Here is a 14,935-nt window from a genome sequence, read left to right as displayed (position 1 = left end):
TGAGAATTTAATTCTTGGCTTTTTTGTGTTCACAATTATATACTAGTCACTTATTTACCATAATAAAAGGTTATATATTCAAAAATTGTAATGTTAATGTAATATTTCACACCTACTTACCATGTATAATTAAATAGTTGATATTACTTAATATATAATTTTTGTTAAATAATATATTAAATATAAAAATAAGGTAAATGGAGTATTAATATGAGAAAAAGTAAAAGGCGTAGAAAATTTATTAAAAAGAGGATTATACGATTTATAATACCAATAGTGAGTATATGTATTGTAATTATAGGAGTTTATTTTTTTAAGTTGTTAAACAATTGGTCTAAAAATAATGAACAGGCTATTAGCACTATGGCAAATAGTAATAGTGTGAATTTAGCAAATCATAAAGACATGTTAGAAGTAAGTCGATTTACTGAAGAAAATCCTGAAAAAACAGCTATAAGTATGTGTCAAAAAATATGGAAAAGTTCTGATATGTCGATTATAATAAATAATAAAAATTTTATGGAAGGATGTTTATCCTTATCACTAAGTAAAAAGTATAATGCACCAATCCTTTTAAATGAAGGAGAAGTGTTGAGTGATTTAGTAAAGAATGAGATTAGTAGATTACAATCAACTAAAATAATTATAATTGGAGAAGAAAATTCAATTACTAAGAATATAGAAAATGAACTTGTAGAAAAGGGATTAGAAGTAAATAGATTTCAAGAAAAGAATAGTACTAATCTTAGCATCAGAATTGCAGAAGAATTTAAAGGTAATAATACATATATTCTTTCAAAAGGTGATAATCTTAAAGAAGTAATGTTATTATCATACATTGGAATAATGAATGAGACACCAGTAATAATATCAGATAATTATTTGTCAACATATAAATTTCTAAGAAGTAAAAATAATTCAACTATATATTTTGCAGGAAATGAGGATACTTTATATAGGACATTTTCTAATCTTAAGATGAAAAAAATAGATATACCTAATTATTTTAAAAATGTAGATTTAAAGTTAATGACTAAGAATATAAGTTTATATCATTATGGTGAAATTATGATGGCTTCAAGTAATAACCCATCGGAATTTATATCAGCATGTGCAGCAAGTGGTGTTCTCAATATGCCTTTAATTGATGTTGGTTCAAAAATGTTAAATAAACCTATGGAAGAATTTATGATTGAAAAGGGAAATTATATAAATCATGTTATTGCTGTAGGGAATGAAAGAGCTGTTAGCGAGGATTTATTAATTGTACCATCTTGGGGTAAATTTTATACTAATGCTAAAAGTCCTTTAGTAACTCCAACTTATGATGGAAGTAATCAAGCAGTTCATCCAGATGTTTTATATACCCAAAATGGTTGGAATGGATATAAGTATTTGATGGGACTAACACCTTACCCTAATGGGAATGATGACTATGAAAATCCACAAATATTAGTAAGTAATGATGGAAGTAATTTTAATTATTTAAAAGGCTCTAAAAATCCTTTAGATATTCCTAAAGATGTTGCAAATGGAGGTCATTACTCTGATATAAATATTTGTTTAGTGGATGATATATTAGAAGTGTATTTTAGATATAATCCACCTTGTAGTAATAATAAAAATACAGATAATTGTACTAATATGGTTTATGTAATGAAAAGTAAGGATGGCATAAGGTGGAGTGATAAAGAATTAGTTCTAGCCCCCGATACCTTTAATAAAAAATATGACTATGTGTCACCAATTATAATTTATGATAAAGGTGTATATAAAATATGGTTTTCTAACTATAGTAGTGATTTATATTATACTGAAACTAATGATTTTAAAAACTTTAAGGATATTCAGGTATGTAAATTTCAAGACAAGCTATCTACATTTCATCTATGGCATCATGATTTAATAAAAACAGATTTAGGATATGAGATAGTTATTAACGGCTATAATAATAATGAAGTGGGAAATCAAGGCTTGTATTATGCTGTGTCAAAAGATGGAGTCAATTTTTTACCAATGAAAAATTTATTCAATCCTTCAGAAGGTGAAGAGTCTTTTGATAACGGTACTCTATATAAATCAAGCTTAGTAAGATTGAAAAATAGATATTTGCTTTATTATTCCGCAAGGAGTAAATCGGGACAATGGAGAATTGGTTTAGCAGAAGAAAAAGATATTACAGAATTAAATTAAAGATAATATGTAAATAGAAAATATCAATATTACATGAGAATAAATAATAAAATTAATCTTCTGAAAATCTCTGAAACACTTGAAATTCAACACTTTACATTATATAATGAGATTGAACAAAATAAGAGTGACAGTTCGTAAGCCTCCTGTCTTTAAATAAAACTACGGCATTGAAATCTTTTAATTAGCTCATCATAAAAAGGTAGAGCTTTATTTATGTACAAGGATTACAAGGCTGTCATTTGGATGACGGCCTTTATTTTTTCTATAATATATATAAATATATATTATAGGAGTATATAATTTAATCACCAATAAATATGGGGTGGTATTTTTTAGATAAAGAAAATGCTGAGTTAAAGATAGGTGCGGAGCTAGTGAGGTGACATAGCTAGACTCATTATTTTATTAGTAGGTTTGTATGGGGTTAAATAGGGCAATATATGAATCTAGTAAGGCTAAGAGCTTACACTATTAAAAAATGAGGAGGGTATTATATTTATGAATACTAGCAACAATACTAAAAAATTATTAAAGATGGCTCTAATTATAGCTACTTATGTAGCGGTTACTGCTGTTATCGCACCCTTTGCCTTTGGAAATATTCAATTTAGATTATCAGAGGTAATGGTACTTTTGGCATTTATAGACCCACTATATATTCCAGCCTTAACTATAGGATGTGCCATTTCAAATTTTCTACTTAGCCCTATGGCAATAGTAGATATGATATTTGGAAGCTTAGCTAGTTTAATAGCTCTAGTTTTAATTTGGCAAACTAAGAAGGTTTTAACTAAAAAAGAAGGCTATAATAAAACACTTGTACTATTTATAGCATCTTTATGGGCAACTATTTCGAATGCTTTAATTATAGGAGCAGAACTTTACTACATGATAAATCTACCATTTTGGCTTTCTGTATTACAAGTTGCCATAGGAGAATTTGTAGTAGTTTCAATTATAGGAGTTTTAGTATTTAAATTTATTATTAAAAATGAGAATTTAAGTGATATATTAAAGCTTAACTAGGATAACCTAAAAAGTATTAAAATTTTGAGAATCATATACTATTATAATGATGAAAAAACCTAAGTATATCTATGCTTAGGTTTCTTTATGTGAAGGAAAGTTTTTTTGAAACGTAAGGATTTTGTAACCAAATATTAAGTTTGTTGTATTAGAATGATTAAGGAAGATAAATATTAGACAGAAGAGGAAGATAACATGAAGAAAAGAAGTTTTCGAATTATGACAATTATAGGAATAATATTAGTAGTGATAATAGCAGCAATAGGTATACATACCTTTATAGAGAATAAAAAGGTCCATATGAATGAAAAACAAAGAGTACTATTAGGGAGAAAGCACTTGAAGGATTTAGAACAGGCTGATTTAAGTGTAATCCAGGATAAGATAGAGAAACATCATACTCCTGAAGTTGTGGTAGAAGATAAAGATGTTGATTTTTATAAGTTCTATGAGAATACAGTGTTTATGGGAGATTCTATCACAGAAGGTCTTATGGAGATGGAGCTAGTAAATCAATATAATGTAATAAGTAATAAGGGAGATACTGTAGTTAAAGGAAAAGAAAACATAGATAAAGTTGTATCTTTACAGCCTAAGAATGTAGTACTTTTATATGGAATGAATGATGTAATAGAATTTGATGGAGGTGGACCTGGGGGTCCAGATAAGTTTAAGGCTCATTACTTAGAATTTATAAATGATATTAAGACAAAATTACCTAATACTAATATATACATACAAGCACCTCTACCAGTTATGGATAGGGCTATAGAAACTAATGGAAGGCTTACTAATACTAATTTAGATGAGTTTAGAAAATTAGTTTATGAAGTAAGTGAAGAAACAGCAGTTAATTATTTAAATATTGATGTATTGGTAAGGGATAAGGCTGAGCTCTATGAGCAAGATGGTATACACTTAAAATATGATTTTTATTTAAAATGGTTATCTTATTTACACCAAGGAATTACATCAAATAATTAGGAGATAAATATGAAAAAGTATAAAAATTATTATTATATATTGATAGCAACAGTATTAATTACATTTATAGCCCTGTACCAAGTTCTTAAAGTTAAAGATGCAGATATGGATAGCTTAAGAAAGAATCTTTCACAGGTTATAGATGATGAACAGATGGATATAGGTGATAGTTCAAAGCTAAGAAAGTTATATTACATAAGTAAAAATGAAATAGAAGATTTTATTTTATACGCACCTAAGAGTAATATGGATGCTAATGAAGTTCTCGTATTGAAAGGGAAAAGTGAAGAAGTTATACAGCAGTTAAAGGTCAAAGTTGAGGGAAGAATAAAAAAACAATCCGATAGTTTTAATAGCTATAGGCCCGATGAATATGACATAATAAGTAATCGTGTATTAGATATAAAAGGAAAGTACTTAATATTGATCATTTCAAGAGATTCGGCAACCATAGAAGCAGCAATAAATAAAGAATTTAAGTAGTAAGTATATTTTAATTGGAGTGATTAATTTGGTTTTTAGTAGTTTGATATTTTTATTTATGTTTTTACCAATTACCTTAATAATTTATTATATATGTCCTAGGAAATTTAAAAATCTAGTAATTCTTATAATGAGTTTGATTTTTTACGCTTGGGGAGAACCTATATATATCTTCTTAATGATAGGGTCCATATTAATTGATTATATAGGTGGCCTTATGATAGAGGCAAATAAGGAAGATAGTGAAAAAAGAACAGCTATATTTATTACTGTAATTGTACTAAATTTAAGTTTTTTATTCTTCTTTAAGTATTATGGATTTTTAATTGATAATATCAATGGAATTTTTGGTGTTAATCTTCAAATAAGGAATTTACCCTTACCACTGGGAATATCTTTTTATACATTCCAGCTCATATCCTATGTAGCAGACGTATATATGGGAAAGGTGGTTGCACAAAGAAACATTATAAATTTTGGGGCATACATTACTATGTTTCCGCAACTAGTAGCTGGACCAATTGTCCAATATAGTGATATAGAAGATCAACTTAATAACAGAAGTGAGTCTATAGATAAATTTGGAGAAGGGGTAGAAAGATTTATTGGAGGTATGGGAAAAAAGGTTCTTATTGCTAACAATATAGGCATGATTTGGACTTCTATTAAGGGGCTTCCTATTGAAGAATTATCTATATTAACAGCTTGGATAGGTATAATTGCCTTTACACTACAAATATATTTTGATTTTAGTGGTTACTCTGATATGGCAATAGGTCTTGGAAAGATGTTTGGATTTGAATTTTTGGAGAACTTTAATCATCCCTATATGTCTAAGAGTATCAGTGAGTTTTGGAGAAGATGGCACATATCCCTAGGTTCATGGTTTAGGGATTATATATATATTCCTTTAGGAGGAAATAGAAGAGGGAAGGCTGTACAATTTAGAAATTTACTTATAGTATGGTTTGCCACAGGACTATGGCATGGAGCTAGTTGGAATTTTGTAATTTGGGGCCTATATTTTGGAGTATTCATATTCCTTGAAAAATTATTTTTAGGAAAAATTCTTAATAAAGTCCCTGATGCTATTGCTCATATGTATACTGTAGTTTTAGTAATTATAAGCTGGGTATTCTTTGATACATCAAAGGTTAATGATGCTCTAAATTACATAAAGCTTATGTTTGGAATGGGAAAAAATATATTTATGGATAATATGGCTAAATATACTTTGAAAACAAATCTAATACTTATAGTAATAGCAATTATTTGCTCTACGCCTTTGATTAAAAATTTAATTGCATATATAAAAAAGAATTATAAGTTAAAGGGCGTATATATAGTTATAGCTATGAATATGTTAGTATTAATTTTATCTATAGTTTATTTAGTTAGTGAAAGTTATAATCCTTTCCTATATTTTAGATTTTAAAGAAAGCAGAGTGAGAGAAATGGATAAAAGTAACAAGGTAAATAGAAGGCTAATGGCAGTAGTATTTCTCTTATTTATAGCTATAATGTCTATAAGTAATATATTAAGAAGAGAAAAAACATTTTCGGAAGCAGAAAATAGAAATCTGGCTAGTAGACCAGAGTTTTCTTTAGGAGCACTTCTTAGTGGTGACTATATTAAACATTATGAGAGTTATATATCAGACCAATTTCCAGGAAGAGGTTTATTTATAAATGCTAAGGCTAAGGTAGATAAACTAATGGGTAAAAGTGAAAGTAATGATGTATTTATAGGAAAGAATAATCAACTTATTGAAGACTTTGAAGAGAGAGCACAAGAAGAAACTGACCATAAGGTTTTAGCTATTAATGAATTTGTAAAGAAACATGAAAATATAAATACAAGCTTTATGCTGATACCAACAGCTACAGAGATTCTAAAGGATAAGCTACCTAAATACGCACCAGTGGATAATCAGTTGGAATATATGAAGTACATAGAAGGAAAGTTAAGTTCTAATGTTAAATATATTAATCCCTATAATGCACTTATAAATAATAAGGATAAATATCTATACTATAGGACAGACCATCACTGGACTAGCAAAGGGGCTTATCTTGCCTATGTGGAATTTTGTAAGAGTTTGGGGCTAGAGCCTAAAAAAGAGGGAGAGTTTCAGGTTGAGTTAGTTGCTAATGATTTTTATGGAAGCTTAACTTCAAAAATAGGAGATAAGAGAGGAAAGCCAGATTGTATAAATGTATATATACCTAAAGAAAATGGGGAAATGGTGGTTAATTATATAACTGAGCAAAAGAGAACAACTACCTTATATAGCAGTGAGAATTTAGATAAAAAGGATAAGTATGAAGTATTTACAGGAGGAAATCATTCACATATTAATATTAAATCCTTAGGAGATCCAAAGAAGAAGTTATTAGTAGTTAAAGATTCCTATGCCAATAGTTTTCTACCTTTTCTAATTTCCCACTATGGAGAGATAGACGTGGTAGATCTTAGGTATTACATGGATAATATGGAAGAGTTAATTGAGTCGAAGGATATAACAGATATGTTATTCTTATACAATGCAAATACCTTTAATTCTGACGATTCTATATTAAATCTTAATTAATAATAACGTAATTAATAATAAATAGGAGCTTAGATATATTAATATCTAGGCTCCTTTATTTAATTAAGATTTTGTATATATTCTAAGTATATTATTCAAGTTTTTTGCTTCCTTTAATTATTCTAGTGATAAAAAAGGCAAGTGTACCAAATACAGCAATTAAAACTATAGGTGTAAATAAAACACTTAAAGAACTTTTAGTTGCTGAACATATTGTCATATAAGAAAAATCAGAAACTAAGATTAATTTTAAAACTATCAGCATAGTTTTTAGATTAGTATATACAAAATTCTGATTTTTTTCTGTGATTTCTACAGGTGCATTCCATATATTGGGAAACAGTGTTATGGTTGTAAGTCCTGTATATAAAATTATTGAAATTATAGGCATTATAAGTAGCATACCTTTCCCACTCCAGTTGGTAACAACTCCTTTAGCATTATAGTGAGATGGGATAGTATCAGGAAGGGTGCTCCAAATGAATATTAGATAGATTATTGATCCTAGTAAGATTAATAGAGCTAGAGTTTCAAGGAATTTTTGAAATTTAGTAAAAGGGACTTTCTCTTTCATAGAATATCCTCCAAACATATAAAAAATTAATAGATATTAAGCTATAATATAATATTATACCAAATGTTAGATTATAACAAATACAAAATTTTTCACCAATAGTTGACATTCTAAAATCATGCACATATAATAATAGATAACAAGTGTTTTGAATAAATAATATAAACTTGAAAATACTAGTTAATAGATGAAAATAAAGACTGTGATGAGAAGAGTAGATATGAGAAGTAGTTAAAGCGAGTTGACGATGGTGGAAGGTCAATATGAAGCTCTTATTGAAGAACATCTCGGAGTTTCTAACCGAAATCTTAGGAGAGTAGACTTAGACGGAATCTCACCGTTAAAAGAGAAGAGTATCAAGAGAGATCTTTGTACTTGTTGAGTTGATCAATATGATAATTTGGGTGGTACCGCGGAATGTATCCTTTCGTCCCTGTTTTTTAGGGAAGGAAAGGTTTTTTTATTGTCTTAAAATAGAATCATATTACCTCAACAGGCAATAATCAAATTATAAAAGGAGGATTTTATTATGGAAACAGTCTTAGTAAAAAGTCTTTACAGAGAAAGTGAAAAATACGCAGACCAAGATGTTTGTATTTCAGGATGGATTAGAACTTTAAGAAGTTCTAAAGCTTTTGGTTTTATAGAAGTTAATGATGGTAGCTTCTTTAAAAACCTTCAAGTTGTATTCGAGGATAGCCTTGATAACTTTAAAGATATAGAAAAGTTAAGTATTAGCTCATCTATAATAGTTGAAGGAAAGCTTGTGTTAACTCCAGGAAGTAAGCAACCTTTTGAAATTAAAGCTACAAAAATAATAGTAGAAGGTGAATCAAGTAATGATTATCCACTTCAAAAGAAGAGACACACCTTTGAATATTTAAGAACTATAGCTCACTTAAGACCTAGAAGTAATGCTTTTTCAGCAGTATTTAGAGTACGTTCTTTAGTTGCTTATGCAATTCATAGCTTCTTCAATGAAAGAGGATTTGTCTATACTCACACTCCAATAATTACAGGAAGTGACTGTGAAGGTGCAGGAGAAATGTTCAGAGTTACAACTATGGATCTTGAGAACATTCCAATGACTGAGGATAAGAAAATAGATTATAAAAATGACTTCTTTGGTAAGGAAACAAACCTTACAGTTAGTGGTCAGCTTGCAGCAGAAGCATATGCTCTTGCATTTAGAAATGTTTATACTTTTGGACCAACCTTCAGAGCTGAAAACTCTAACACTGCAAGACATGCGGCAGAGTTCTGGATGGTAGAGCCAGAGATAGCTTTTGCAGATCTTAAGGATGACATGACATTGGCAGAAGATATGATAAAGTATATCATAAACTATGTTCTTGAAAATGCTCCAGAAGAAATGGAATTCTTCAACAGCTTTGTAGATAAGGGATTACTTGAAAGATTAAAACACGTAGCAACTTCTGACTTTGGTCATGTAACTTATACAGAAGCTGTAGAATTATTAAAGAAAGCGGATAAAGAGTTCCAGTACCCAGTAGAATGGGGTTGTGACCTTCAAACAGAGCATGAGAGATATCTTACTGAGGAAGTATACAAAAGACCAGTATTCGTTACTGACTATCCAAAGGAAATCAAAGCTTTCTACATGAGAATGAACGATGATAACAAAACTGTAGCAGCTATGGACTTATTAGTTCCTGGTATAGGAGAAATCATCGGAGGAAGCCAAAGAGAAGAAAGATACGATCTTCTTGTAGACAGAATCAACGAATTAGGATTAAACCCAGAGGACTACTGGTGGTACCTAGAATTAAGAAAATTCGGTGGCACAAAACACGCTGGATTTGGTCTAGGCTTCGAAAGAATGATAATGTACGTAACTGGAATGAGCAACATCAGAGACGTAATACCATTCCCAAGAACTACAGGAACTGCAGAGTTCTAAGATGAAAATTTAATAGAATAAATATGAGGGTAAAACGAAAGTTTTGCCCTCTTTTGCGTTTAAGCATATATAAACTAATTTAATAGCACAGTCTAATTTATAAAGAAATTTAAAGTTACAATCTTAACTATGTAAAATTATAACTATATTAATATTTTTATAGGAAACTAGCTTTATATTTAACAATAAAACTATTTAACTATTTAACTAGTTGTAGGCGCCATGGGGGTTTCAAGGATTTTATTACATATTAAAAGAAACTGAAAGCATGTTAAGTTAGAGTTAATTAAAGATTCAAAGGCTTCACCTAAGTTTTATGAAGAATAGATAAAAGTATTTAAATGATTATGTTTATGATAAAATGATAATGATTAATTTAGGACATGATATTATAAAATCTTTTTAAAATGGTAAAATAAATCATATAACATTATAGGTTTTATATAATATAAGGGGTGATTTTTTGAATTTAGATGGAGAAATAGTAGATTCAATTATATCTATATCAAAAAAATATAAAGGTATAAACAAGGTGGTACTTTTTGGCTCAAGAGCTAGGGGTGATAATGAACTAAAAAGTGATATAGATTTGGCTGTATATGCTGATTGTGATATATTTGAGTTCATAGAAGAAATAGAAAATACCAGTCCAACTTTATTAGAGTTTGATTTTTCAAATATGAGAAGAATAGATGATGAGCTATTTATAGAGCAAGTAGAAAGGGAAGGGGTAACCTTATATGAGAAGTATAGAGTTTAACCTAATTGTGCGAAATTCTCCCATCCTCTATAGGTGGGAGATGGATAGCACTTGCCGATAGGCAACAAATATAATAAACTATAATCAGTTACATTAACTGAAAGGTAGTGTTATCAATGCAATTAGACAATAATAACCATTCAGTATTCTTGTTAAATTATCATTTGGTATTAGTTATAAAATACAGAAGGAACGTTATAGATGACCAAATATCAAATAGATTAAAAGAAATATTCGAGTATATATGTCCTAAATATAATATTGTTTTAGAAGAATGGAATCATGATTTAGACCATGTACATTTATTATTTAGAGGTTCACCCAATACAGATATATCAAAATTTATTAATGCGTATAAAAGTGCCAGTAGTAGACTTATAAAAAAAGAATTTCCGAAAATAAAAAATCAGTTATGGAAAGAATATTTTTGGAGTAGAAGCTATTGCCTTATAACAACTGGTGGTGCTCCTATAGATATAGTTAAAAAGTATATAGAAAATCAAGGAATGAAATGAAGTGAGGATATGTTAAAAGCTTATAAATATAGGATTTATCCTAATGAAGAACAAAAATTATATTTAGCAAAAACTTTTGGTTGTACTAGATTTATCTATAATAAGATGTTGGCTGATAGAATTAAGTCTTATGAGGAAAACAAAGATTTAGATGTTAAGCAAATTAAGTATCCTACACCTGCACAATATAAAAAAGAGTTTGAGTGGCTTAAAGAGGTTGATAGTTTAGCACTAGCTAATGCACAACTAAATTTAGATAAAGCATATAAGAATTTCTTTAGAGATAAATCAGTTGGATTTCCTAAGTTCAAAAAGAAAACCAATACTAATAGTTATACGACAAATAATCAAAACGGAACTGTGTCTGTAGAAAATGGATATGTAAAGATACCTAAATTAAAATCAGTGATAAAAATGAAACAACATAGAGAATTCAAAGGATTAATAAAAAGTTGCACTATATCTAAAACACGAAGCGGCAGATATTATATATCAATTTTAGTTGATACAGAAAATTTTATATTGCCTAAAGTAGATAAAAAAATAGGTGTTGATGTTGGACTAAAGGAATTTGTAATATGTTCAGATGGATACAGGGAACCTAATCCAAAACATCTTAGAAAATCTGAAAAAAGACTAGCTAAACTTCAAAAAGACTTATCACGCAAGCAAAAAGGTAGTAATAACAGAAATAAAGCTAGAGTGAAAGTTGCTAAACTACATCAAAGGATAGCAGACCAAAGGGCGGATTTCTTGCATAAGTTATCAATTAAACTAATTAGAGAAAACCAATCTATAGTAATTGAGGACTTAAAAGTAAAGAATATGCAACAAAATCATAAATTAGCTAAAGCAATAAGTGAAGCTAGTTGGTCAGAATTTAGACGAATGTTAGAATATAAAGCTAGTTGGTATGGTAGAAAAATAATTATAGCACCTTCCAATTATGCTAGTAGTCAGCTATGTTCTGAATGTGGATATAAAAATGAAGAAGTAAAAAATCTAGCACTTAGAGAATGGATATGTCCTAATTGTGGAGTACACCATGACAGGGATATAAATGCAAGTAAAAATCTACTGAAATTAGCTATATAATTTTGGTAATAAGCGAGGTTGGTTCGACCTTTTGAGCGTGGGTAAACTTGCTACAGTAGTAGTATTGACCACGAAGTCCCCACTTCAACGAAGTAAGTGGGGTGTAGTTCACTATCCGATGATAAAGTTTGGATTAATTTATTAGAAGATAGAAATTCCACTTCTCATATTTATAATGAAAATTTAGCAAATGAAGTTGCAGATAGAATAATAAAGGATTATGTTAATGCAATAGGTGAATTAGTGGAGAATTTGGAGAAGTTACTATAATAGATTAATATTAAAAAGAGTATTTTGGTATAAATGCTCTTTTTTTATGTGTAAAATTCTATCTTAAATTTCTACTTTAAAACTTAATTACAATGGTGGAATTTATTAAAAGTAACCTATATTATTATATAAGTAGTAATTATTTTGAATTTAAGATAAAAATGTCAGAATTGTAAGTTCTCATTCGTTATGTTTAGTAAGAGGACTCTTAAACAGCAAGGAGTGATTAGGTGGAGATTTCATCGGATGAAAATTTCAAAAATAATATGCTAGCACAGCTCTATGATGTATATGAAAATAAGATGTATGGTATTGCATACTCAATTTTAAATAATGTAGAACAAGCTGAGGATGCAGTTCAAGATGCATTTATAAAGCTAATTCCATATATCTCGACTATTCATGGGGTAGAAAGTTTAAAAACTAAGAGATTGGTTGTATATACAATAAAAAACATATCCATTGATTTATATCGTAGAAATAGGAAAGAAACTCAGTTATTCACTAAAGAGGTAGAGGAAAAAGTGACAAGTGAAAACCAAAAGGGGGTTCCTTCTGTAAAAACAGTAGAAGATAGACATATGATTACACAATTACTTTCTAAATTACCATCAAAATATCGTGAGATAATTCAGTATCGTTGCTTTTATGAACTTAGCTATAGAGAAATATCATCATTACTACACATTAGTGAAGATGTTGCAGCAAAAAGATATGAACGTGCTAGAAAGATGGTAAAAGAAATGATAGGAGATGAATTGTATGGATAATAAACCAGATCTTGATAAATTGATGTATCTTTTAGGGCAAGAAAATGCTGTAGAAGAGTTAAAACGCACTATTGAGCCTCATGAATTTTCTCGAAAATATAAAAATAAAAAAGTTAACATCATTGAAAATCAAGATTTTATTCAAAGGGATAATAATACAGACTCTATTCAGAGTATTAATAAAAAGGGGAAAAAAATTATGAAGAAAAAGATAATAGTACTTATTGCAGCTATTACGGCTACATTAGCAATATCTGCAACAGCCTATGGTGCAGTTAAACATTATTTAGTTACAACAAGTAAGAATGAAGAAACAGGAACACTTACTTGTGATATTCAAACAGAAGCTGCTCCTACTAAAGTACCTGCAATGAAGGTGATTCCTGGGTATATTCCAGAAGGATATATAGAGACTGCAAATGCTCTTGGAAAATATCATCCCAATGGTGACCATAGTGTAGGGGGAATATCTATTTGTCCACCTGTATATACAACGCATTTTGAGCAAATTTACGTAAGTGATGTAGAAGAAACTACCCTTGGTGGCGTAAAGGCGCAAATTCTCACAAGAGAAGGACTGGAGTATAACCATATTATCAATATGTTTTATGAAAAGGATGGATATGTCGTTACAATTTATGGTGCTGACAATACTTCTTTAGAAGAACTTAAAAAAGTAGCAGAAAATATTAAATGTGAAGAGATTCCTGGAGAATTTGTAGAGCTTGAGGCTAATGATATAGTAGACAATAAAGATAATTATATTGAAACAATTGAAACTAAGAATCCTAAAATTACAGATAACAACATATTCAACATTGGGGAAGAAAAAAATGATCTTATAGATTCAGCATCAGGCTTAAACTATACTGTAAATAGTATAGAAGTTATGGACAAATTACCTGCATTAGATAAAAGTAAGTTCTCTGATTATAATGAATATCTTGAATTTATAAATGAAGATGGAACTTTAAAAGATTATGAAAGAATTAATTCTGAGTGGTGGGAAAATAATAAAATGAACAGAGAAACTGAAATGGTAGGAATGAAATTTATTTATGTAACTTTAACTATGACGAATCCTTCTGAAAAAGATATTAAAGAGATATATTTTGCACCACGTATAATATTTTTAAAGAAAAATGCCAATGATACACTTGAAGAGAATATGGAATATGGTGGTAGTAAAAATGCTCTTCAAATTGAAAATTGTCCATTTTACTTTGACAAGTCTGGTTATGAAAGGAAGGGGTTCCGATTCTGTGATTTTGATGGAAAGGAAACTAAGGAAATTCATTTAGCATATGCAGTAGATGAAGACCATATAGATGATGCTTATATTTCATTTAACACCCATCGTTTCACTATTATAGACGCTCGTAAGCCTGGTGAAAGCTATATTAAAGTAACTAAATAAAAATTTAAAGGTCTATCTCAAAATATTTTTTGAGATAGACCTTTTTTACATTAATAATATAATAGAGTCATTGATAGAATAAATAGATTTATCAACAGTTTCTGAGGCTTTTTATTGTTAAAAATAACTTAAATAAGAGTTATAAAGTTAACAATTATCTCATATTAAAAAAACTTACAACTAATTAATGTAAATAGAAATATAAAAATACATAAAAATACATAAAAATACAAAATAAATGAATAAATAAACAAATTAAACGGTAAACTTTATTGAAATTTCACAAAATTCATGATATATTCAATATATTAAGTGGATATTTATTCATAATTA

The 14,935-nt window shown here is 28.9% G+C and carries 14 protein-coding genes and 1 other annotated feature; of the genes, 13 read left to right on the top strand and 1 reads right to left on the bottom strand.

Annotated elements, in window-relative coordinates; genetic code table 11:
* Positions 1–210 precede the first annotated feature (210 nt).
* The 6 genes from IO99_RS18515 (at position 211) to IO99_RS15505 (ending at position 7,280) form a co-directional block, all read left to right on the top strand.
* Positions 211–2,193, top strand: a complete 1,983-nt coding sequence (locus tag IO99_RS18515) for a cell wall-binding repeat-containing protein (protein WP_051824214.1) — start codon at positions 211–213, stop codon at positions 2,191–2,193.
* Between the two features lie 501 nt (positions 2,194–2,694).
* Entirely contained in the window at positions 2,695–3,222 is a 528-nt protein-coding gene (locus IO99_RS15525; RefSeq protein ID WP_035135073.1) for a QueT transporter family protein, read from the top strand.
* 195 nt (positions 3,223–3,417) lie between these two features.
* Complete coding sequence (locus IO99_RS15520; protein ID WP_035135071.1) at positions 3,418–4,206, top strand: GDSL-type esterase/lipase family protein; 789 nt, start codon at positions 3,418–3,420, stop codon at positions 4,204–4,206.
* Between the two features lie 9 nt (positions 4,207–4,215).
* On the top strand, positions 4,216–4,689 hold the full coding sequence (locus IO99_RS15515; protein WP_051824213.1) for a DUF4358 domain-containing protein: 474 nt from the start codon (positions 4,216–4,218) through the stop codon (positions 4,687–4,689).
* A gap of 28 nt (positions 4,690–4,717) precedes the next feature.
* Positions 4,718–6,124 (top strand): MBOAT family O-acyltransferase, encoded by a 1,407-nt coding sequence (locus IO99_RS15510; RefSeq protein WP_035135069.1) that lies wholly within the window; start codon positions 4,718–4,720, stop codon positions 6,122–6,124.
* 19 nt (positions 6,125–6,143) lie between these two features.
* A complete protein-coding gene (locus tag IO99_RS15505; protein ID WP_035135110.1) occupies positions 6,144–7,280 on the top strand; it encodes a DHHW family protein in 1,137 nt (378 codons plus the stop codon).
* 91 nt (positions 7,281–7,371) lie between these two features.
* Here IO99_RS15505 and IO99_RS15500 read toward each other — a convergent pair whose 3' ends face one another.
* Positions 7,372–7,854, bottom strand: coding sequence for a DUF1648 domain-containing protein (locus tag IO99_RS15500; RefSeq protein ID WP_035135067.1), 483 nt, complete (start codon positions 7,852–7,854; stop codon positions 7,372–7,374).
* 193 nt (positions 7,855–8,047) lie between these two features.
* Positions 8,048–8,292, top strand: a binding site (T-box leader).
* Between the two features lie 91 nt (positions 8,293–8,383).
* Here IO99_RS15500 and asnS point away from each other — a divergent pair.
* The 7 genes from asnS to IO99_RS15465 all read left to right on the top strand — a co-directional run bounded on the left by asnS (position 8,384) and on the right by IO99_RS15465 (position 14,602).
* Complete coding sequence (gene asnS, locus IO99_RS15495; protein ID WP_035135065.1) at positions 8,384–9,775, top strand: asparagine--tRNA ligase; 1,392 nt, start codon at positions 8,384–8,386, stop codon at positions 9,773–9,775.
* A gap of 463 nt (positions 9,776–10,238) precedes the next feature.
* Complete coding sequence (locus tag IO99_RS15490) at positions 10,239–10,535, top strand: nucleotidyltransferase domain-containing protein (RefSeq protein ID WP_035135063.1); 297 nt, start codon at positions 10,239–10,241, stop codon at positions 10,533–10,535.
* A 116-nt stretch (positions 10,536–10,651) separates the two neighbouring features.
* Entirely contained in the window at positions 10,652–11,050 is a 399-nt protein-coding gene (gene tnpA / locus IO99_RS15485) for an IS200/IS605 family transposase (RefSeq protein ID WP_035135061.1), read from the top strand.
* Between the two features lie 9 nt (positions 11,051–11,059).
* A complete protein-coding gene (gene tnpB / locus IO99_RS15480; protein WP_035135059.1) occupies positions 11,060–12,145 on the top strand; it encodes an IS200/IS605 family element RNA-guided endonuclease TnpB in 1,086 nt (361 codons plus the stop codon).
* A gap of 96 nt (positions 12,146–12,241) precedes the next feature.
* Positions 12,242–12,415, top strand: coding sequence for a nucleotidyltransferase substrate binding protein (locus tag IO99_RS18805; protein ID WP_084178207.1), 174 nt, complete (start codon positions 12,242–12,244; stop codon positions 12,413–12,415).
* A gap of 230 nt (positions 12,416–12,645) precedes the next feature.
* Entirely contained in the window at positions 12,646–13,185 is a 540-nt protein-coding gene (locus IO99_RS15470) for an RNA polymerase sigma factor (protein WP_035135057.1), read from the top strand.
* Positions 13,178–14,602, top strand: coding sequence for a hypothetical protein (locus tag IO99_RS15465; protein WP_035135056.1), 1,425 nt, complete (start codon positions 13,178–13,180; stop codon positions 14,600–14,602). The genes IO99_RS15470 and IO99_RS15465 overlap by 8 nt, the downstream gene beginning before the upstream one ends.
* Positions 14,603–14,935: the final 333 nt, after the last annotated feature.

It is taken from the genome of Clostridium sulfidigenes, assembly GCF_000732635.1.
Lineage (GTDB): Bacteria > Bacillota > Clostridia > Clostridiales > Clostridiaceae > Clostridium_J > Clostridium_J sulfidigenes.
Note: the sequence above shows the minus strand (reverse complement) of the source record. Positions and strands in the feature narration are given on the sequence as shown.

Excerpts from the sequence above, each read along its gene's own strand:
- IO99_RS18515 (WP_051824214.1), top strand. The coding sequence starts at position 211 with ATGAGAAAAAGTAAAAGGCGTAGAAAATTTATTAAAAAGAGGATTATA.
- IO99_RS15525 (WP_035135073.1), top strand. The coding sequence starts at position 2,695 with ATGAATACTAGCAACAATACTAAAAAATTATTAAAGATGGCTCTAATT.
- IO99_RS15520 (WP_035135071.1), top strand. The coding sequence starts at position 3,418 with ATGAAGAAAAGAAGTTTTCGAATTATGACAATTATAGGAATAATATTA.
- IO99_RS15515 (WP_051824213.1), top strand. The coding sequence starts at position 4,216 with ATGAAAAAGTATAAAAATTATTATTATATATTGATAGCAACAGTATTA.
- IO99_RS15505 (WP_035135110.1), top strand. The coding sequence starts at position 6,144 with ATGGATAAAAGTAACAAGGTAAATAGAAGGCTAATGGCAGTAGTATTT.
- IO99_RS15500 (WP_035135067.1), bottom strand. The coding sequence starts at position 7,854 with ATGAAAGAGAAAGTCCCTTTTACTAAATTTCAAAAATTCCTTGAAACT.
- asnS (WP_035135065.1), top strand. The coding sequence starts at position 8,384 with ATGGAAACAGTCTTAGTAAAAAGTCTTTACAGAGAAAGTGAAAAATAC.
- tnpA (WP_035135061.1), top strand. The coding sequence starts at position 10,652 with ATGCAATTAGACAATAATAACCATTCAGTATTCTTGTTAAATTATCAT.
- tnpB (WP_035135059.1), top strand. The coding sequence starts at position 11,060 with ATGTTAAAAGCTTATAAATATAGGATTTATCCTAATGAAGAACAAAAA.
- IO99_RS15465 (WP_035135056.1), top strand. The coding sequence starts at position 13,178 with ATGGATAATAAACCAGATCTTGATAAATTGATGTATCTTTTAGGGCAA.